Origin of the sequence: Halomonas sp. THAF5a (genome assembly GCF_009363755.1) — a bacterium.
In the GTDB taxonomy this organism is placed as follows: domain Bacteria; phylum Pseudomonadota; class Gammaproteobacteria; order Pseudomonadales; family Halomonadaceae; genus Halomonas.
This window is the reverse complement of sequence record NZ_CP045417.1, coordinates 2,572,590-2,591,030: the sequence shown is the minus strand read 5'-3', so window position 1 is coordinate 2,591,030 and position 18,441 is coordinate 2,572,590. Positions and strand designations below refer to the sequence as shown.

The following is an 18,441-nucleotide window of genomic DNA, read 5'->3' as shown; positions in this document are numbered from 1 at the left end:
CTCGCGTTGCCCACTGTTTCCTTCGCCCTTTCTTCGTCCATCCGACCTGGAGCCGCCATGACCGACGACCCCGTGCTCTGCCTGGCCTCGGCCTCCCCGCGCCGTCGCGACCTGCTCGCCTCGATCGGCGTGACGGTGGACGTGCGCCCGGTGGACCTCGACGAGACGCCGCGGCCCTCGGAGCCGGCGGCCGACTATGTGGTGCGCCTGGCCCGGGAGAAGGCACTCGCCGGCGCGCGGTTGAGCGACCTGCCGACCCTGGGCTCGGACACCGCCGTGGTGCGTGACGGCGAGATCCTCGGCAAGCCGGCGGACCGCGAGCAGGCCCTGGCGATGCTGCGCTCGCTCTCCGGTCGTCGCCACGAGGTGTTGACCGGGGTGGCGGTCACCGGTCCCGCCGGCGTGCTGAGTGCCTGCGTGACCACCCGGGTCTTCATGCGCGCGATCACGGAGGCCGAGCTCGCCGCCTACTGGGCCACCGGCGAGCCCGCCGACAAGGCCGGCGGCTACGCCATCCAGGGCCTGGCCGCGGTCTTCGTCGAGCACATCGAGGGCAGCCACTCGGCGGTGGTGGGGCTGCCGCTCTACGAGACCGCCAACCTGCTCGCCCGCCAGGGCGTGCCGCTTTGGTATATGGCCTAGTGCCGGGGCGTTGATCGCGGCACGGGACGGCGCGGCGCGCTATGTCATAATGGCGCCAGATCTTTTCGGACAAGGATATCCGCATGAGCGGTGAAGTACTCATCAACCTGACACCGATGGAGACCCGGGTCGCCGTCGTCGAGAACGGCGTGCTGCAGGAAGCCTTCATCGAGCGGGCCCGGCGACGCGGCATCGTCGGCAATATCTACAAGGGCAAGGTGGTGCGGGTGCTGCCGGGGATGCAGGCGGCCTTCATCGACATCGGCATCGACCGCGCCGCCTTCATCCACGCCCACGAGGTGATGCCGCCGGGCACGCCGGCCGACGAGCAGGTCTCCATCGCCCAGCTGCTCCACGAGGGGCAGGCCCTGGTGGTGCAGGTCACCAAGGACCCCATCGGCTCCAAGGGCGCGCGACTGACCACCCACCTGTCGGTGCCGTCGCGCTACCTGGTCTACATGCCCGACTCGCCCCATCACGGGGTCTCCCAGCGAATCGAGGACGAGGCCGAGCGCGAGCGGCTGCGGGGCCTGGTCGAGGCGGCGGCGGGCGAGCAGCAGCTGGAGGTCACCGGCGGCTTCATCGTGCGCACCGCCGCCGAGGGCGTCACCCTGGAGGAGCTCTCCGCCGACATGCACTTCCTGCTGCGCCTGTGGCGCCGGGTCGGCGAGCGCCAGGTGACGGCGGCGGCGCCCAGCGTGGTCTACGACGACCTGCCGCTGTTCATGCGCACCCTGCGCGACGTGATGCGTGACGATATCGAGAAGGTGCGCATCGACTCCCGGGAGAACTACGTCAAGCTGATCGAGTTCGCCAAGGAGTTCATGCCCGCGGCGGCGGAGCGCATCGAGCACTACGCCGGCGAGCGTCCGATCTTCGACCTGTTCAGCGTCGAGGACGAGATCCAGAAGGCGCTGGGGCGCAAGGTGCAGCTGAAGTCCGGCGGCTATCTGGTCATCGATCCCACCGAGGCGATGACCACCATCGACGTCAATACCGGCGGCTACGTGGGGCACCGCAACCTCGAGGAGACGATCTTCAAGACCAACCTCGAGGCCGCCACCGCCATCGCCCGCCAGCTGCGCCTCAGGAACCTCGGCGGCATCATCATCATCGACTTCATCGACATGGACGAGCCCGAGCACCAGCGCCAGGTGCTGCGCATGCTCGAGAAGTCGCTGGAGCGCGACCACGCCAAGACCAAGTGCACCGGCGTCACCGAGCTGGGGCTCGTCCAGCTGACCCGCAAGCGTACCCGGGAGAGCCTCGAGCAGACGCTCTGCGAGGCCTGCCCGACCTGCGCCGGGCGGGGCACCCTGAAGACGCCCGAGTCGGTCTGCTACGAGATCTTCCGCGAGATCCTGCGCGAGGAGCGGGCCTACAATGCCGAGACCTACGCGGTGCTGGCCTCCCAGTCGGTGGTCGACCGGCTGCTCGACGAGGAGTCCGCCGCCGTGGCCGACCTCGAGGAGTTCATCGGCAAGACCATCCGCTTCCAGGTCGAGACCCACTACTCCCAGGAGCAGTACGACATCGTGCTGATGTGAGCCCATGTCCGCGGCGCGCCTGACCCTTCGCTGGCTGTTGACCCTGGTGGCGGTGTCGCTGGCCCTGCTGGCGGTGCTGGTCGTAGCGCTGCGGGGCCTGCCGTTCCTGCTGGACGAGCAGACCGGCGCCCTGGAGCGGCTGCTCTCGACCCGCTTCAATGCCGAGGTGGCCCTGGATGACGTCACGGCCGGCCTCGCCCGGCTGGATCCCCACCTCGAGGTCGAGGGCCTCTACATCCGCTCCCGCGAGGGCCTCGGTGACGTGCCGCTGCTCGAGGTGGAGCGCGCCCAGCTGCGCCTGGACAGCCTCGCCAGCCTCGCCACCGGCATGCCCCGGGTGGCCGCGGCCCGGGTGCGGGGCGTCACCGTGCACCTCTATCAGGACCCGGACGGGCGCTGGCAGTGGCCCAAGCCCGCGGAGCTGCCCCCCGAACTGATTCCCGAGAGCACCTTCGACCTCGACCGCCTCGACTTCTGGGTGGGCATGCTGCTGCGCCAGAGCGCCTGGGTCGAGGACGTTCGCCTGGTGCTGCATGGCCAGAAGCAGCGCGCCGTGCTGACGGCGCCGCGCCTGGTGATGACCGGCGATGAGCGTCGCACCCACCTCGAGGGCGAGGTGTTCGTCGAGGGCCAGCAGGATCACGCCATCCGCGCGGTGATGGAGCTGCAGCCCGGGGCCTCGGGACTCGGCGACTTCAGTGCCGCGCTGCAGGCCGACATGCGCCTCAAGAGCCTGCTGGGGCTCTCGGAGGTGCTGGGCTACGGCAGTGCCCTGCGCCTGGAGACGGTCAGCGGCGATGCGCGGCTCTGGGGGCGCTGGCATCAAGGCGCCCTCGCCGACCTGCGCGCCGACCTGGAGGCGCCGCTGCTGGCGCTGCGCCAGCCGACGGCGAGCGCCGAGGAGGTGCCCCAGGCCATCGTGCTCAAGCAGGCCACCGCAAGCGGCCAGTGGCGGCGCGACGACGACGGCTGGCAGGCGTGGATCGAGACCGATGCCCAGAGTGCCGACTGGGCCCGTCCCGAGGGGCAGCGCGATGATGCGGGACCGGCGGTGCCGCGCTTCTGGGAGGTGCGCAGCCAGGCGGACGGCTGGTGGCTCACCACCAGCGAGTTCGACCTGGGGGCCCTGGCCGCCTGGCGCGACCGGCTGCCGCTGCCCGAGGCCCTGGCCCGGGTCATCGACAGCCTCGATCCCCGCGGGCGGGTCACGGCGCTGGGGCTGGGGCGCGAGGCGGGCCACTGGCGGGCCCGGGCGGCGGCGACCGAGGTGGCGGTGTCGCCCTGGGAGCAGGCGCCCGGCGGCGGGCCGCTGGACGTCTGGGTGGAGTCCGAGGACCTGTCGGGCCACGTCGAGTTCGCCGGGCGTGCGTCCCGGCTGCACTTCCCGGAGGTATTCGGCGCGCCGATGGACCTCGACCGGGCCCGTGGGGTGATCGACTGGGCGTATGACGGCCCGCGCAGCTTCGTCAGCGGCCGCGACCTCGAGGTCGAGTGGAACGGGGCGCGGGTCGAGGGTGGTTTCGGGCTCTCGGTCGGCGGCGAACGGCGCGGCGGCTTCGGGCTGCAGCTCGACTTCGCCGACGTGGACGCCGTCGACACCCCGCTCACGGACTGGCTGCCGGTGGGCGTGCTGCCTCCGGCGCTGACCGAGTGGCTGGCCGAGGGCGCTGCCGGCCGGGTGCCCGAGGGGGCACTGCGGCTGCACGTGCCGCTGGCGCGAGAGGGGGCGAGGCCCGATCCCACCCTGCGGCTCGATCTCGGCGTCGTTGACGGACGCCTGCCCATCGCCCCCGGCTGGCCGCGCCTCGAGGGCATCCGGGGACACCTGTCGGTGGTCGACGAGGCGCTCACGGCCCGCGTCGACGCCGCCGACAGCCTGGGCGTCGAGGCCTCGGCGGGGACGGTCACCCTCGAGGAGGAGCGGCTCGCGGTCAGCGGCGACCTCGCGGCCGGGGGCGATGCCCTGCGCCGCTACCTGCTGGCGCTGCCCGCCGAGGGCATCGAGGCGGTCGCGCCCTGGCGGGCCGAGGGCCGGGCGACCGGCCGCCTGGACCTGGCCCTGGACCTCGATGCGCCCGAGGCCCTGACGCTGGACATCGAGACCGAGGCGGGGTTCGCCCGTCTCGTCCATGAGCCCCTCGGGCTCGCCTTCGAAGGCGTCGAGGGGCCGCTCGCCTGGCGCCAGCGCGGCGAGCAGGGCGGCCTGGAGGGGAGAGTGAGCGCTCGCCTGCTGGGCGGCCCCGTGGTCGCCGACATCGACACCCTGGCCGGCGGGCTCGACCTCTCCGGCACGGCCGAGGTCTCGGCGCTGTCCGCCTGGAGCGGGGTGGCCGGTCTCGACGCCGTGATGGAGGGCCGCCTGCCCTGGCAGGGGCGCCTGGCGATCGGGGAGGCGGGCGCCGCGCTGCGCCTCGACAGCCGCCTGGAGGGGCTCGCGATCGAGCTGCCGGCGCCACTGGGCAAGACCCGCGCGGCCGTGCGCCCCCTGCGACTGGACGTCGACCTGGCCGAAGGGCGGGTCGACGGGCGCCTGGGCGATCGGCTCGGACTGCGCTGGCGAGCGTCCGCGGACGGCGGCCCGGGTCGAGGGCAGGCGTGGCTGGGGCACCTGACGCCCCCCGACTGGGCCGGCCGGCCCGGCTGGACGCTGGATGCCTACCTGCCACGGCTGGCGGTGGCGCCCTGGGCGCGCGCCCTGTCGCCGCTGCTGGCCGGCGTCGAGCCCGCCTCGGCCGGCAACCCCTCCACGCTCACCGCGCTCAGCCTCGAGACCGACTGCCTGCAGCTCGACCAGCGCTGCCTGGGCTCGCTGGTCGTGGAGGGCGACGGCACCGCCGACGGCTGGCGTCTCGGCGTGGACGGCAGCCTGGCCGGTGGGCGCCTCAGCTATCGGCCCGCCCAGGCGGCGCCACTGGACATCGCCCTCGACCGCCTCTCGCTGGATGCGCTGGTCGCCCCGGCGGCGGACGGCGGCCAGCTGCTCGACGAGCTCGCGCTGCCCGTCGAGGCCGCGCCGTTGCCGGCGGGGCTCTCGTCGCTGCCGGACGGGCGGCTGCGCATCGCCGACATGGCCTGGCGCGGGGCGCGGCTCGGCCACTTCGACGGTCGCTGGCGTGCCACGTCCGACCGCCTGGTGATCGATCCGCTGGCGCTGTCGCTCGGCGAGATCGAGGCCGGTGGCCAGCTGATCTGGGAGGCGAGCGGCGCCGGCGACAGCTTGACTCGCGCCCGGCTCGACCTCTCCGGCGGCGACCTGGGCAGTGCCCTGGCGGCCCTCGACCAGCCGGTGGCCGTGAGGAACACCGAGACCCGCGTGAAGAGCCAGCTGGCGTGGCCCGGGGCGCCCTGGCAGTTCGCCCTGCCGCGTTCCCAGGGCAGCCTCGAGGTGATGCTGCGCGATGGGCGCTTCGTCAACCTGGAGTCGCCCTCGGCGCGGGTCGTCGGGCTGCTCAACGTCGACAACCTGCTGCGTCGCCTGCGCCTCGATTTCTCCGATGTCACCGGCCGCGGGACCGCCTTCGATCGTGTCAGCGGTGCCGCCACCCTGTATGGTGGGGTACTGGAAACCCGTGGTCCGGTGGAGATCGAGGGGCCGGCAACCCATTTCACCCTGAACGGCAGCGTCGACCTGGCGCGCCGGGAACTCGATCAGCGCCTGTCGGTCACTGTGCCGGTGAGCAACAACCTGCCGCTGGCGGCGGTGCTGGCCGGCGCCCCGGTGGTGGGCGGCGCCCTGTTCATCGCCGACAAGCTGTTCGGGGATGCCATCGACCGCGTGACCCGAATCCACTATCGCGTGCAGGGCCCCTGGACCTCGCCGCGGATCGCTCTGGAAAGTGCCGAATGACATCACAGACTCACGACATGCTCGACGACGCTTCCGACCTGCTGCTGGCGCCGGGCGGGCTCGACCTCGCGGCCCTGGAGGCCGGGCTCGACCATGCCATGGGGCCGGGCATCGACTATGCCGACCTCTACTTCCAGCGCAGCTGGCATGAGGGCTGGGTGCTGGAGGATGGCGAGGTCAAGGAGGCCAGCTACAACATCGACGGCGGCGTCGGCGTGCGCGCCCTGGCCGGCGAGAAGACCGGCTTCGCCTACTCCAACCAGATCACCGCCGACGCCCTGGCCGAGACCGGGCGCACCGCCGCCGGCATCGTGCGCTCAGGCGCGCGCCAGCGCGTGGCGCCGGGCGTGGCCGTGGCCCCCGCGGCCCGCTACGCCGGCGTCGACCCGCTCTCGGGGCTCAGCGCCGACGACAAGATCGCCATGCTCAAGCTGGCCGACCGCGTGGCGCGGGCGGCGGACCCCTCGGTGGCCCAGGTGAGCGCCTCGCTCACCGGCGTCCACGAGGTGGTGCTGGTGCGCGCCAGCGACGGCACCCTGGCGGCGGACATCCGCCCGCTGGTGCGCTTCAACGTCAGCGTGATCGCGGTCAGGAACGGCCGCCGCGAGCGCGGCAGCGCCGGCGGCGGTGGGCGCTTCCCCATGGCGCGACTGCGCGACGACAACGTCGCCGAGCGCTATGCCAAGGAGGCCGTGCGCCAGGCGCTGGTCAACCTCGAGGCCGTCGACGCCCCGGCCGGGCAGATGCCGGTGGTGCTGGGCCCGGGCTGGCCGGGCATCCTGCTCCACGAGGCGGTGGGCCACGGCCTGGAGGGCGACTTCAACCGCAAGGGCAGCTCGGCGTTCGCCGGGCGCCTCGGCGAACGGGTCGCCGCCCGGGGCGTCACCGTGGTCGACGACGCGACCCTGGCCGACCGCCGCGGCTCGATGTCGGTCGACGACGAGGGCACTCCGGGCCAGTGCACGCCGCTGATCGAGGACGGCATCCTGACCGGCTACATGCAGGACAAGCTCAACGCCCGGCTGATGGGCATGGCGCCCACCGGCAACGCGCGCCGCGAATCCTTCGCCCACCTGCCGATGCCGCGCATGACCAACACCTACATGCGCGCGGGCAGCGATGACCCGGCGGACATCATCAAGAGCGTGCGCCGCGGGATCTACGCGGTGAGCTTCGGCGGCGGCCAGGTGGACATCACCTCGGGCAAGTTCGTCTTCTCGGCCAGCGAGGCCTACCTGATCGAGGACGGCAGGATCACCGCGCCGGTCAAGGGCGCGACCCTGATCGGCAATGGCCCCGAGGCCATGGGTCGCGTCTCGATGATCGGCCACGACATGGAGCTCGACACCGGCATCGGCGTCTGCGGCAAGGAGGGGCAGGGCGTGCCGGTGGGCGTCGGCCAGCCGACGCTCAAGCTCGACGAGCTGACCGTGGGCGGCACCCAGTCCTGAAGCTTGAAGCGGCAAGAGCGCCGCTTCGCGGCTGGAAGCTGGAAGGCGTGAAGTGGTGACTTCCAGCTTCAGGCTTCAAGCTTTTTGCTTTAGAGGCCGGCGCCGTCCCGGATCAGCTTGAAGAGCCGGCGGGCGTTGGTCGGCGGCTTGCCCTGGTCGCGCTCGCGGCGGGCGTTGCGGATCAGCTGGCGCAGGGCCTGGCGCTCGACGTCGGGGAACTCGGCCACGAAGGCCTCGACGGCGTCGTCGCCCTCGTCGATCAGCCGGTCGCGCCACTTTTCGAGGCGGTGGAAGGCGTGGTCGCGGCGCAGCTTCTCGTTCTCGATCTCGTCGAACACCGCCTGGATGCCGTCGAGGTCCTCGCCGCGCATCAGCTTGCCGACGTACTGCATGTGGCGGCGGCGGGCCTCGCGGGCCTTGATGCGCCCGGTCTCCTCCACGGCGGCCAGCAGGTCGTCGGAGAGGGGGAAGCGCGCGCGCTGGGCATCGCTCATGGCGATGATCTGCTCGCCGAGCTGCTGCAGGGCCTGCATCTCGCGCTTGAGCTGGGACTTGCTGGGCCGCTCGTCGGCCGGGGAGAGGTCATCCTGGGTCATGCCGGTTCCACTTCGTCGGGGATCGAATCGCGCCAGTATATCAGCCCGCGGTACGGGGCTGGACAATGCACCATCTTGAGGGCCGGCGACCGGTCGGCCGAGTAAGGAGAGACGTACATGACACAGGCTTTCGATGCCGCCGCCCAGCAGGCCCTGCTGGAGAGTCGCGCCCGGATGGCCCTGGACCTGGCACGCCAGCTCGGGGCCGAGGCCTGCGAGGTGGGGGCCAGCGTCGACCAGGGCGTCGGCGTCAGCGTCCGCGAGGGAGAGGTGGAAACGGTCGAGCTGTCCCGGGACCAGGGGATCGCCGTCACCGTCTACGTGGGGCAGCGCAAGGGCAGCGCCTCCTCCAGCGATGCCGGCGAGGCCTCGGTGCGCGCCGCGGTCGAGAAGGCGCTCTCCATCGCCCGCCACACCGGCGAGGACCCGGCCTCGGGCCTGGCGGACGCGGTACTGATGGCGACCGACCTGCCCGACCTCGAGGTCCACCATCCCTGGCCGCTCTCCATCGACGAGGCCACCGAGCTCGCCCTGCGCTGCGAGGCGGCCGGCCGCGGCGTGGCGGGCATCAAGAGCTCCGACGGGGCGAGCCTCTCCAGCGGCGAGGGGGTGCGCGTCTACGCCAACAGCCACGGCTTCCTGGGCAGCCAGCGCGGCAGCCGCCACTCGCTCTCCTGCCTGCTGATCGCCGAGGACGAGAGTGGCATGCAGCGCGATTACGACTACACCAGCGCCCGGGATCCCCGCGACCTGCTGGCCGCCGAGGCGGTCGGCGAGAGCGCCGCCCGACGCACCCTGAGCCGCCTCGGGGCTAAGCGCCCGGCCACCGGGCGCATGCCGGTGCTCTTCGACCCGACCCTGGCCAGCGGCCTGGTCGGCCACCTGATGAGCGCCATCGCCGGCGGGGCGCTGTTCCGCGAGGCCTCCTTCCTCTGTGACCGCCTCGGCGACCCGCTCTTCCCCGAGTGGTTCAGCCTCGGCGAGCGTCCCATGGAGGTCGGGGCCATGGCGAGCTCGCCCTTCGACAACGATGGCGTGCAGACCCGTGACAACGTCTTCGTCCGCGACGGTCGCCTGGCGAGCTACATGCTCTCGGCCTACAGCGCCCGTCGACTGGGCCTCGAGACCACCGGCAACGCCGGCGGCGCCCGCAACCTGCGCATCACCGCGCCGCTTCAGAGCCGCGAGGCGCTGCTCGAGCGCATGGGCCGCGGCGTGCTGGTCACCGAGCTGATGGGGCAGGGCGTCAACGGCGTGACCGGCGACTACTCCCGCGGGGCGGCGGGCTTCTGGGTCGAGGACGGCAGGATCCAGCATCCGGTGGAGGAGTTCACCATCGCCGGCAACCTCGAGACGATGTTCCAGGGGCTCGCCGGCGTGGGGAACGATACCGACACCCGCGGCAGCATCCACACCGGCAGCTGGCTGATCGACGAGATGGTGGTGGCCGGCGGCTGAGCCATGCTGGGCCTGGAGACGCTCATCTCAGCGGTTGATAGTGCTCGTCCAGGCCCAGCCGTTCAAGCAGACGCGCGAAGAGGAACGCCTCCTCACCCTTCAGGGAGCGTCTCAGGCAGTCCAGATACTCGCGGCGAGAGTAACGCAGCCAGCGAGGTGCCTTGTAGGCATCGAGGTCGATGGCAAACAGGCGCTCGTCACGGACCAGAAAATTGTTGGTATGCAGGCCACGACAATGAATGCCGTGGTGGTCGAAGGCTGTCAGCGCATCCAGGTACTGCTCCTGAAGCATGGGTGAATCCAGGATGAGCCGCTTCAGGGGGGTGCCGCGAATGTTCTCGGTCACCGAGCGGTATCGTTGCGTCTCGACGATGGTCGGCGTGGCGATGCCGAGTGCCTCCAGGCGCTTCGCTATCAGGACGACGTTATGCCCCGGGTAGGGACGAATGCGCAGCGCGTAACGCAGGCGGTCGAAGGTCTTCGGCTGGAAGGTCTTGATGAAGTGGTCTCGCTCGGCGTCATAGTGGACAAGGGAATACTTGCCACTCTGGATCAGTTCCATAGATGAGGCTTCAAAAGGGTGAATGGCATTTCTTGTGGCGGCATGATCCTGCGCCCGGCGGTTGCCACTCAGGCGTCCTCGTCGAAGCGGGCCTCGAAGAGGGCGGCGACCGCCTCGAGGGCCGCGTCGGCCTCCGCGCCCTGGGTGTGCACCTCGAGCTCGGTGCCGCAGGGGGCGGCGAGGATCAGCAGCGACATGATGTTGCCGGCGTCCGCCTGCTGGCCGTCCCGGTGCACGGTGACCCGTGCGTCGAAGGGCTGACAGCACTGCACCAGCTTGGTGGCGGCGCGGGCATGCAGGCCGCGGCGGTTGGTCAGGGTCAGCTTGCGGCTCGGCACGCCTCAGCCTCCTTCCTGCGGCGCGTCGTCACCCGCCGATGCATCGGGGAGGGTGACCTGCACGCCCAGCTCGCGATGGCGCAGCCGCACCCCGGCGTGCCGCGATGCCAGGTGGGCGGCCAGCCGCTCGGCGAGGTAGACGGAGCGGTGCTGGCCGCCGGTGCAGCCGACGGCCACGGTCAGGTAGCTGCGCTGGCTGGTGCGATAGTGCGGCAGCCAGCGTTCCACCCAGGCGAGGATATCGTCGTGCATCTCGGCGACCACCGGGTAGCCGTCGAGGAAGGCGACGATGCTGGGATCGCGTCCCGTCGCGTCGCGCAGCTCAGGATCCCAGTAGGGGTTGGGCAGGCAGCGGGCGTCGAAGACGATGTCGGCATCCAGCGGCACGCCGCGCTTGAAGCCGAAGGACTCCACGGTCAGCGTCATCTGCTCGGCGCGATGGCCCGCCACCTGGTCGGTGATGCGCCCGCGCAGCTCGTGCACCGAGAGCCGGGTGGTGTCGATTACCAGATCGGCGAGGTCGCGAATCTCCGAGAGGGCCTGCTCCTCGGTATCGATCGCCTCGGCCAGGCTCATGTCGCTGTCGCGGGTGAGGGGGTGGCGGCGGCGGGTATGGGAGTAGCGCTCCAGCAGGATCCGCGCATCGGTGGTCAGGTAGACCACCTGGCAGGCGAGCTCCCGGGCGCGCAGGTCGTCGAGGAGCTCCGGGAAGCGCGCCAGGGCGTCCGGCAGGTTGCGCGCATCGATGCTGACGGCGATGGAGGAGCGCAGGCTCTTGCCCTGCTGGAGTTCGTCCACCAGCGGCCCGAGGAGCATGGCCGGCAGGTTGTCGATGGCGTAGTAGCCCAGGTCCTCCAGCGCCTGCAGCGCGATCGACTTGCCGGAACCCGACCGGCCACTGATGATCACGAGCTGCATGCGGGGTCTCCTGGTCGCGTAGGGGCGGGCGGTGCCCCGGGGGTCAGCCGCCCTGACGGCCGCTCGGGGCCTGTTGGCGTATGGCCTCCATGAGGTGCTCATGGAGTTCCCGCTGGCTCGTGCTGTGGCGCAGGCGCCCACGGGTGTCGGCGTCGTTCATGACGCCGGCGACCTGCCCCAGCAGGGCGAGGTGGGCCTCGTCGGCCTCCTCGGGCACCAGCAGCACGAAGACCAGGTCCACCGGTTCCCCGTCGATGGCGTCGAAGTCCACCGGCTCGGCCAGCTTGAGAAAGCCGGCGATGGGGGCCTTGCAGTGCGGGTTGCGGGCATGCGGAATGGCCACCCCGTGGCCGATCCCGGTGCTGCCCAGCCGCTCGCGGCCGATCAGGCGGCTGAAGACCTCCTGGCTGTCGAGGCTGGGCGTGTTCTGGGCGATGAAGGTGCTGAAGAACTCCAGCACCCGCTTCTTGCTTCCCCCGGGCACATCGAAGAGGGTGCGCTCGGGGGGCAGGATGGCGTCCAGTGTCATGATGGCGTCAGCGCGCGCCGGCGCCCTGGGCGCGGGCCTGGGCCTTTTCCTTGTGCTTGACCAGCTGGCGGTCGAGCTTGTCGGCCAGGGCATCGATGGCGGCGTACATGTCGTTCTCCATGGCCTCGGCATGGAGGTCGGCACCGGCGGCATGCAGGGTGCAGGCGGCTTGCTGGCGCTCCTTCTCGACGGAGAGGGTGACCTGCACGTTGGTGATGTTGTCGTAGTGACGCTCGACGCGGGTCAGTTTTTCCTGCACATAGTCACGCAGTGCGTCGGTCAGTTCCACATGATGGCCGGTGATGTTGACTTGCATGACACGCTCCTTGCTCTTTCGGGGTGTGGGTCGATTGTAACCCTTTTTAGCGTCCTGCATACCCCCTCGGTCGGGGGCGGTGTGGCGCGGTGCGAACGGCGTCAATTCAACCGTTTGCGCAGGGATGGGGCCTGGTCATTTCGGCGCCGCGGGAGGCCGAACAGGGGCCTCATCTCAGCCGCTTTCGTTCGCTGGAGGAGGGGATGCCCATCCCTTCGCGATACTTGGCCACCGTGCGCCGGGCCACGCTGATGCCGGCCTCGTCGAGCAGGGCGACCAGCCGGCTGTCCGAGAGCGGCTTGCGCGGCGGCTCGTCCTGGATCAGCTTGCGGATCCGCGCGCGGATGGCGGTGCTGGAGTGGGCGTCGCCCTCGCCGCTGCCGCCGCCCACCTGGCTCGAGAAGAAGTACTTGAGCTCGAACATGCCGCGCGGCGTATGGATGAATTTCTGGGTGGTGACCCGCGAGATGGTCGATTCGTGCATCTCCACGACCTGGGCGATATCGGCCAGGATCAGCGGTTTCATGGCCTCCTCGCCGTGCTCCAGGAAGTCGAGCTGGCGGGCCATGATCTCGCGGCCCACCCGCAGCAGGGTGTCGTTGCGGCTGGCGAGGCTCTTCATCAGCCAGCGCGCCTCCTGCAGGTGGTCCTTGAGGAACTGGTTGTCGGCGCTCTTGTCGGCGCGCCGGATCAGGGCGGCGTAGTCGGGCTGAATGCGCAGGCGTGGCATCGCCTCGGGATTGAGCTCTACCTGCCAGCCCTCGTGGGTGTGGCGGGCGACCAAGTCGGGGATCACGTAGTCGCTGTCGCCCTCGCCGAAGGCGCTGCCGGGGCGTGGATCCAGCGATCGCACCAGGCCGATCGCCGTATCGAGGGCGTCGTCGTCGAGGCCGAGGCGGCGCTTGAGCAGGCGGCGGTCATCGCCGGCCAGCGCCTCGAGGAACTGGCGCACCAGGCGCCGGGCCTGGGGCAGCAGCGGGGTGTCGTCGGGCAGGGTGGCGAGCTGCAGCAGCAGGCACTCGCGCAGGTCGCGGGCGAAGACGCCGGTGGGCTCGAACTGCTGCAGGCGCAGCAGCACCTGCTCGACCTCCCGGCCACGCAGCCCGGTGAGGCCCTGGGCCTTGAGGCCGTCGCGGATCTCGTCCAGGGGCTGGATGAGGTAGCCGTCGGCGTTGACGGCGTCGATCAGGCTCTCGGCGATGCGCATCTGCTGCGGGTCCAGGTCGGTCATCGCCAGCTGCCAGGCGAGGTGCCCCTGGAGGCTCTGGCCCGCGGCCTGGCGCTCGAAGTCCGGCGCCTCGCCGCCGGCGGGCGCGCCGCCCAGGTCCTGATAGGTATCGGACCAGTCGCTGTCGGTGCTGAGCTCGTCGGGAATCTCGCTGGCCCAGTCGTCGTCGGGCGTCTCGCTCACCGCCTGTTCGCCGAACTCCTCCTCGACGTCCAGCAAGGGGTTGGATTCCAGCGCCTGCTGGATCTCCTGGCGCAGGTCCAGGGTCGAGAGCTGCAGCAGGGCAATGGCCTGCTGGAGCTGGGGGGTCATGGTCAGCTGGGTGCCGACGCGAAGCTGCAGGGAAGCCTTCATGGCCATGAGAGGAGTTCCCTCGACGTGCCGAAAATTTCCACCCTAGCGGCTGGGTGCGGGAGGTGCAACCGAAGAATTAGCAACAATCGTGCCATGCGCAAGCAGCATGCCGTAGGCGAATAACGACATGTGCATCAGGGTATTGCGATCGATCGGACGGTCAGAGGCGGAAGTCCTGACCCAGGTAGACATCGCGCACCCGCTGGTTGGCGAGGATCGCCTCGGCATCTCCCTCGGCGATGATGCGGCCGTCGCCTACGATGTAGGCGGTGTCGCAGATGTCGAGGGTCTCGCGCACGTTGTGGTCGGTGATCAGCACCCCGATGTCGCGCGCCTTGAGCTGGCGGATGATGCCCTTGATCTCGCCCACCGAGATCGGGTCGACCCCCGCGAAGGGTTCGTCGAGGAGGATGAAGGCGGGCTCGGTGGCCAGCGCCCGGGCGATCTCCACGCGGCGGCGCTCGCCCCCGGACAGGCTCATGCCAAGGTTGTCGCGGATGTGGGTCACGTGGAAGTCCTCGAGAAGCTCCTCGAGCCGGCGCTGGCGGCCGGCGCGGTCGAGGTCGCGGCGGGTCTCGAGGATCGCCATGATGTTGTCGGCGACCGACAGCTTGCGAAAGATCGAGGCCTCCTGGGGCAGGTAGCCAATGCCGGCCCGGGCGCGCTCGTGCATGGCCGCCGTCGACAGGTCCCGGTCGTCGATATGCACCGCGCCGGCATCGGCGCGCACCAGGCCGACGATCATGTAGAAGGAGGTGGTCTTGCCGGCCCCGTTGGGACCGAGCAGGCCGACGATCCGGCCCTGCTCGATGGAGAGGCTGATGTCCTGCACCACCCGGCGGCGCTTGTAGCTCTTGGCCAGGTGTTCGGCCCTCAGGGTCTTCATCACGGCCCATCCTGCTGTTCGGGTTCGAGGGTCATGCGCACGCGCTGGCGCTCCCCGACGCCCTGGGCGTCGGCGCGCGCCTGGACGACGCGACGGTCGAGGAAGTACTCGAGGTAGCCGCCATCGAAGGTGTCCCCGCCCTGGTGGAGTTCGGCGCGGTCGATCAGCTCGATGCGACGCTCGGCGACGTGATAGACCACGGTGCGACCCCAGCCGCGTACCAGGGGTTCGTCCGGGGCGGGCCGCTGCTCGATGTAGGCACGCTCGCCGGTGGCGGTGGCCCGGGTCAGCTGGCCCTGGTCGTTGCGCTGGATCTCGACCCGTGCGCCGGTCAGCTGCATGCTGCCCTGCTGGATCTCCACGTCGCCGGTATAGACGGCGGTGCCCGCGCGGTCGTCGAGGTCGAGGCGGTCGGCCTCGACCTGGATCGGGGCGCTGGCATCGCCCTCGAGGGCCAGGGCCGGAGAGCTGCCGAGCAGCAGGCCGATGACGCCGAGGGTCAGCAGGGGGGCGAAGAAGGCTCGCATCATGACTCGGGGTCCTCGCGGGTGTCGGGCGGATGGTGGCCGCGCACATTGTCGGTCAGACGGGCGCGGTTGTCATGGATCCAGGCGTCGAAGCGCTTGCCGCGCATCCGCTGGGGCGGCTGGCGAAGCAGCGCCGGGGTCTCGCTCCAGGCATGGCCGCGGTCGGCGTCGAAATGCAGGACCTCGGTGTCGAGCTGCCAGCGCTCCGCCGGGGCCAGCAGGCGCGCGTCGCCGGTCAGGGTCAGCGGGTTGCCCCCTGCGCCCAGGGTGCCGTGGTCGCCGCTGGCGAGCCAGACCCGGCCCGAGCGGTCCAGTAGCCGTCCCTCGGGCCGTGCAAGGCGGGTGACGTCATCGTGGGGGGTGTGGGTCAGGCGCGGCGTGTCGAGGCGCTGATGCGGCTCGCCCGAGGCATCGAAGCGCGTCAGGCGGGCGTCCTCCAGGTAGTAGTCGGGCTCGCCCGAGCCGTCGCCCGGCACGGGGCCGGGTGCCGGCGCCTCCTGCAGGTCGAGCACGGCCAGCCCGCCCCCCAGGGCGAGCAGCAGCAGGACCAGGCCGGTGCGAAAGCCCGGGCGCGGCAGGCCCATGGCTCAGCTCGCGCCGTGGAGGTAGGTGTCGAGCACGGCGTCCCAGTGCCCCTGGGCCTGCAGCAGGGTGTCGCAGATCTCGCGCACCGCGCCGTGGCCGCCTGCGGCCTCGGTGATCCAGTCGGCCTGGTCGCGGATGTAGGCCGGCGCGCCGGGCACGCTGATGCCGACCCCGGCCCGGCGAATGGCGGCCACGTCGGGCATGTCATCGCCGCAGTAGGCGACCTGCTCGAGGGCGAGGCCCAGCCGGGCACACAGCTCGCGCAGCACGACGAGCTTCTTCTCGGCGCCCTGGAAGACATGCTGGATCCCCAGCGCGGCGGCGCGCTGGCTGACCATCGGCGAGTCGCGCCCGGTGATCAGTGCCACCGCGATGCCGGCGCGCTGGACGAGCTTGATGCCATGGCCGTCGAGGGTGTGGAAGGCCTTGACCTCGAGGCCGTCGGCCTGGAAGTAGAGGCGCCCGTCGGTGAGCACGCCGTCGACGTCCATGGCCAGCAGGCGGACATGGCGCAGGCGGTCGACCAGCGGGCCGTCGTCGAGGGGGCGGTGTGGCTGGGGTGGGGCGAGGCTCATGGTGTCTCCAGTCGAGTAGCGGGCGAGGCGGGTGGTCGAGCCGACGTCAGATGACGCCGCTCGAGAGCAGGTCGTGCATGTGCAGGGCTCCGATCGGTCGGCCGTCGGCGTCGACCACGGCCAGCGCCGAGATGCGCCCGTCCTCCATCAGGCGCACCGCCTCGGCTGCCAGGGTGTCGGGGGCGATGCGCTTGCCGGGGCGGGTCATGACGTCGTCGACGGTAAGGCCCGAGAGATCGCTGTGCTGGTCGAGGGTGCGGCGCAGGTCGCCGTCGGTGTAGACCCCGGCCAGGCGGCCGTCGTCATCCACCACGCAGGTAAAGCCCAGGCCCTGGCGGGTGATTTCCAGCAGCGCATCGCGCAGCGGGCTGCCCAGGGGGACCGCGGGCAGGCGGTGTCCCTCGTGCATCAGGTCGGCGACCCGCAGCAGCAGGCGCTTGCCGAGGCTGCCGCCGGGGTGGGAGAGGGCGAAGTCCTCGGCGGTGAAGCCGCGGGACTCGAGCAGCGCCACGGCCAGGGCGTCGCCCAGGGCCAGGGCGGCGGTGGTGGAGGAGGTCGGCGCCAGGTCCAGCGGGCAGGCCTCGCGCTCGACCCCGGCATCCAGGTGGGCGTCGGCATGGCGCCCCAGGGTCGAATCCGGGCGACCGGTCATGCTGATCAGCGGCGTGCCCATGCGCTTGAGCAGGGGCAGCAGGGCGGTGACCTCGGCGGTCTCGCCGGAGTTGGAGAGTGCCAGCACCACATCGCCGCGAGTGATCATGCCCAGGTCCCCGTGGCTGGCCTCGCCGGGATGCACGAAGAAGGCCGGGGTGCCGGTGCTGGCCAGGGTCGCGGCGATCTTGCCGGCGATATGGCCCGACTTGCCCATGCCGGTGACCACCACGCGGCCGCGGCAGGCCAGGATCAGCCGGCAGGCGTGGTCGAAGGCGTCGTCGAGGCGCTCGGCCAGGGCCGCCACGGCCTGCTGCTCCAGTTCCAGGGTGCGGCGGGCACTGTCGCGCAGGAGGGAGGTGCCGGCCGCGGAGGGGGTGTCGTTGGTCATGGCGGTGATTGTTGCCCGTTGTCAGGTTTCACTCAAGGGGGTCAGGCCGTGGGGGCGAGGCCGGCGCTGCCCAGCCAGGCCAGGTAACCGAGGTAGGCGAGCAGCAGCAGGCCGCCGGGCAGCCGCCCGAGCCGGCCGCGCCGGTTCCAGAGCAGCAGCGCGCCGAGGGCCAGGGTCAGCAGCAGCATGATCGGATAGTCGCGCCCGGCCGCGGCGGGGTCGGTGGCCCCCGGCGCGAGCAGGGCGGGCACCGGCAGCACGGTCAGCATGTTGAAGAGGTTGGAGCCGATGACGTTGCCGATCGCCAGGTCGTGGTGGCGCTTCAGCGCGCTGGCGACGCAGGCGGCGAGTTCCGGCAGGCTGGTGCCGATGGCCACCACGGTCAGGCCGATGGTCAGCTCGCTGACACCGAGCCCGCGGGCGAGCTCGCTGGCGCCCCACACCAGGGCCCGGGAGCTGGCGATCATGATCACCAGGGTGCCGAGCAGCCAGGCCAGGGCCTGGCCCAGGGGCATGCCCGGGATCTCGCCGCCGTCCTCGTCGTCCGGGGTGTCGGCGCGAAACAGCCACCAGAGGCTGAACACCAGCAGCACCAGCAGCAGGGCGCCGTCGAGACGGTCGAGGTGGCCGTTGGCCAATGCATAGCCGGCCAGGCCCGTGGCGCCGAGCAGCAGCGGCAGTTCCCGGCGCACGATGGAGAAGCGCACCGGGATCGGCACGACCAGGGCGGTCACGCCCAGCACCAGGGCGATGTTGGCGATGTTGGAGCCCAGCGCGTTACCGACGGCCAGGTCCGGCACGCCGTCCAGGGAGGCCATCACCGACACCACGACCTCGGGGGCCGAGGTGCCCAGCGAGACGATGGTCATGCCGACCAGCAGGGTGCTCATGCCGGCCCGCCAGGCGGTGGCGGCGGCGGCGCCGACGAAACGGTCCGCGCTCCACAGAAGGCCGATGAAACCGAGCGACACGATCAGCAGGGGAACCAGCATGGCGAGATCCGAGCGGGGAGTGAAGGGCGCACATTGAACATGGCGGGC

General features: G+C 71.2%; 18 protein-coding genes. 5 read left to right on the top strand and 13 right to left on the bottom strand.

The genetic code is table 11. The annotated features are described in order from the left end of the window. The first annotated feature begins 57 nt into the window (after positions 1–57). From FIU83_RS11710 to tldD, 4 genes are all read left to right on the top strand, one after another. Positions 58–642, top strand: a complete 585-nt coding sequence (locus FIU83_RS11710; RefSeq protein WP_152484210.1) for a nucleoside triphosphate pyrophosphatase — start codon at positions 58–60, stop codon at positions 640–642. 83 nt (positions 643–725) lie between these two features. After that, positions 726–2,189 carry a ribonuclease G gene (gene rng, locus FIU83_RS11705; protein ID WP_152484209.1) on the top strand — a complete coding sequence of 488 codons (1,464 nt, stop codon included), beginning with the start codon at positions 726–728 and terminating at the stop codon, positions 2,187–2,189. 4 nt (positions 2,190–2,193) lie between these two features. Further along, on the top strand, positions 2,194–6,036 hold the full coding sequence (locus FIU83_RS11700) for a YhdP family protein (protein WP_152484208.1): 3,843 nt from the start codon (positions 2,194–2,196) through the stop codon (positions 6,034–6,036). Next, complete coding sequence (gene tldD / locus FIU83_RS11695) at positions 6,033–7,487, top strand: metalloprotease TldD (RefSeq protein ID WP_152484207.1); 1,455 nt, start codon at positions 6,033–6,035, stop codon at positions 7,485–7,487. Before FIU83_RS11700 ends, tldD begins: the two co-directional genes overlap by 4 nt. 89 nt (positions 7,488–7,576) lie before the next feature. Here the strand turns inward: tldD and yjgA are convergent, their stop codons facing one another. Further along, positions 7,577–8,083 carry a ribosome biogenesis factor YjgA gene (gene yjgA, locus FIU83_RS11690; RefSeq protein ID WP_152484206.1) on the bottom strand — a complete coding sequence of 169 codons (507 nt, stop codon included), beginning with the start codon at positions 8,081–8,083 and terminating at the stop codon, positions 7,577–7,579. A gap of 117 nt (positions 8,084–8,200) precedes the next feature. Between yjgA and pmbA the strand changes: the two genes are divergently transcribed. After that, complete coding sequence (gene pmbA / locus FIU83_RS11685; protein ID WP_152484205.1) at positions 8,201–9,541, top strand: metalloprotease PmbA; 1,341 nt, start codon at positions 8,201–8,203, stop codon at positions 9,539–9,541. A gap of 22 nt (positions 9,542–9,563) precedes the next feature. On the opposite strand, the gene FIU83_RS11680 is transcribed toward pmbA, so the two are convergent. The 12 genes from FIU83_RS11680 to FIU83_RS11625 all read right to left on the bottom strand — a co-directional run bounded on the left by FIU83_RS11680 (position 9,564) and on the right by FIU83_RS11625 (position 18,393). Then, positions 9,564–10,103 (bottom strand): hypothetical protein, encoded by a 540-nt coding sequence (locus tag FIU83_RS11680; protein ID WP_152484204.1) that lies wholly within the window; start codon positions 10,101–10,103, stop codon positions 9,564–9,566. A gap of 68 nt (positions 10,104–10,171) precedes the next feature. Beyond that, complete coding sequence (locus tag FIU83_RS11675; protein ID WP_152484203.1) at positions 10,172–10,441, bottom strand: HPr family phosphocarrier protein; 270 nt, start codon at positions 10,439–10,441, stop codon at positions 10,172–10,174. Between the two features lie 3 nt (positions 10,442–10,444). Further along, positions 10,445–11,359, bottom strand: a complete 915-nt coding sequence (gene rapZ, locus FIU83_RS11670; protein ID WP_152484202.1) for an RNase adapter RapZ — start codon at positions 11,357–11,359, stop codon at positions 10,445–10,447. Between the two features lie 43 nt (positions 11,360–11,402). Next, positions 11,403–11,888, bottom strand: coding sequence for a PTS sugar transporter subunit IIA (locus tag FIU83_RS11665; protein WP_152484201.1), 486 nt, complete (start codon positions 11,886–11,888; stop codon positions 11,403–11,405). A gap of 7 nt (positions 11,889–11,895) precedes the next feature. Next, complete coding sequence (gene raiA / locus FIU83_RS11660; protein ID WP_089846043.1) at positions 11,896–12,204, bottom strand: ribosome-associated translation inhibitor RaiA; 309 nt, start codon at positions 12,202–12,204, stop codon at positions 11,896–11,898. Positions 12,205–12,373: 169 nt separating this feature from the next. Beyond that, positions 12,374–13,792: an RNA polymerase factor sigma-54 gene (locus FIU83_RS11655; RefSeq protein ID WP_152484200.1), complete on the bottom strand. Its 1,419-nt coding sequence runs from the start codon at positions 13,790–13,792 to the stop codon at positions 12,374–12,376. 154 nt (positions 13,793–13,946) lie between these two features. Further along, positions 13,947–14,672 (bottom strand): LPS export ABC transporter ATP-binding protein, encoded by a 726-nt coding sequence (gene lptB / locus FIU83_RS11650; protein ID WP_152484199.1) that lies wholly within the window; start codon positions 14,670–14,672, stop codon positions 13,947–13,949. Continuing rightward, positions 14,672–15,199 (bottom strand): lipopolysaccharide transport periplasmic protein LptA, encoded by a 528-nt coding sequence (lptA, locus tag FIU83_RS11645; protein WP_152485347.1) that lies wholly within the window; start codon positions 15,197–15,199, stop codon positions 14,672–14,674. Before lptA ends, lptB begins: the two co-directional genes overlap by 1 nt. Further along, positions 15,199–15,783 carry an LPS export ABC transporter periplasmic protein LptC gene (gene lptC, locus FIU83_RS11640; RefSeq protein WP_152484198.1) on the bottom strand — a complete coding sequence of 195 codons (585 nt, stop codon included), beginning with the start codon at positions 15,781–15,783 and terminating at the stop codon, positions 15,199–15,201. Before lptC ends, lptA begins: the two co-directional genes overlap by 1 nt. Before the next feature lie 3 nt (positions 15,784–15,786). Then, entirely contained in the window at positions 15,787–16,359 is a 573-nt protein-coding gene (locus FIU83_RS11635) for an HAD family hydrolase (RefSeq protein WP_152484197.1), read from the bottom strand. 46 nt (positions 16,360–16,405) lie between these two features. Beyond that, the gene (locus FIU83_RS11630) at positions 16,406–17,401 is read right to left on the bottom strand and encodes a KpsF/GutQ family sugar-phosphate isomerase (RefSeq protein ID WP_152484196.1); all 996 of its coding nucleotides are present in this window, start codon (positions 17,399–17,401) and stop codon (positions 16,406–16,408) included. 41 nt (positions 17,402–17,442) lie between these two features. Further along, positions 17,443–18,393 carry a calcium/sodium antiporter gene (locus FIU83_RS11625; RefSeq protein ID WP_152484195.1) on the bottom strand — a complete coding sequence of 317 codons (951 nt, stop codon included), beginning with the start codon at positions 18,391–18,393 and terminating at the stop codon, positions 17,443–17,445. Positions 18,394–18,441: the final 48 nt, after the last annotated feature.

Excerpts from the sequence above, each read along its gene's own strand:
- pmbA (WP_152484205.1), top strand. The coding sequence starts at position 8,201 with ATGACACAGGCTTTCGATGCCGCCGCCCAGCAGGCCCTGCTGGAGAGT.
- lptB (WP_152484199.1), bottom strand. The coding sequence starts at position 14,672 with ATGAAGACCCTGAGGGCCGAACACCTGGCCAAGAGCTACAAGCGCCGC.
- FIU83_RS11680 (WP_152484204.1), bottom strand. The coding sequence starts at position 10,103 with ATGGAACTGATCCAGAGTGGCAAGTATTCCCTTGTCCACTATGACGCC.
- FIU83_RS11700 (WP_152484208.1), top strand. The coding sequence starts at position 2,194 with ATGTCCGCGGCGCGCCTGACCCTTCGCTGGCTGTTGACCCTGGTGGCG.
- FIU83_RS11710 (WP_152484210.1), top strand. The coding sequence starts at position 58 with ATGACCGACGACCCCGTGCTCTGCCTGGCCTCGGCCTCCCCGCGCCGT.
- FIU83_RS11635 (WP_152484197.1), bottom strand. The coding sequence starts at position 16,359 with ATGAGCCTCGCCCCACCCCAGCCACACCGCCCCCTCGACGACGGCCCG.
- FIU83_RS11625 (WP_152484195.1), bottom strand. The coding sequence starts at position 18,393 with ATGCTGGTTCCCCTGCTGATCGTGTCGCTCGGTTTCATCGGCCTTCTG.
- lptC (WP_152484198.1), bottom strand. The coding sequence starts at position 15,783 with ATGGGCCTGCCGCGCCCGGGCTTTCGCACCGGCCTGGTCCTGCTGCTG.
- FIU83_RS11665 (WP_152484201.1), bottom strand. The coding sequence starts at position 11,888 with ATGACACTGGACGCCATCCTGCCCCCCGAGCGCACCCTCTTCGATGTG.
- rapZ (WP_152484202.1), bottom strand. The coding sequence starts at position 11,359 with ATGCAGCTCGTGATCATCAGTGGCCGGTCGGGTTCCGGCAAGTCGATC.
- yjgA (WP_152484206.1), bottom strand. The coding sequence starts at position 8,083 with ATGACCCAGGATGACCTCTCCCCGGCCGACGAGCGGCCCAGCAAGTCC.
- lptA (WP_152485347.1), bottom strand. The coding sequence starts at position 15,199 with ATGCGAGCCTTCTTCGCCCCCCTGCTGACCCTCGGCGTCATCGGCCTG.
- FIU83_RS11630 (WP_152484196.1), bottom strand. The coding sequence starts at position 17,401 with ATGACCAACGACACCCCCTCCGCGGCCGGCACCTCCCTCCTGCGCGAC.
- tldD (WP_152484207.1), top strand. The coding sequence starts at position 6,033 with ATGACATCACAGACTCACGACATGCTCGACGACGCTTCCGACCTGCTG.
- rng (WP_152484209.1), top strand. The coding sequence starts at position 726 with ATGAGCGGTGAAGTACTCATCAACCTGACACCGATGGAGACCCGGGTC.
- FIU83_RS11655 (WP_152484200.1), bottom strand. The coding sequence starts at position 13,792 with ATGGCCATGAAGGCTTCCCTGCAGCTTCGCGTCGGCACCCAGCTGACC.
- raiA (WP_089846043.1), bottom strand. The coding sequence starts at position 12,204 with ATGCAAGTCAACATCACCGGCCATCATGTGGAACTGACCGACGCACTG.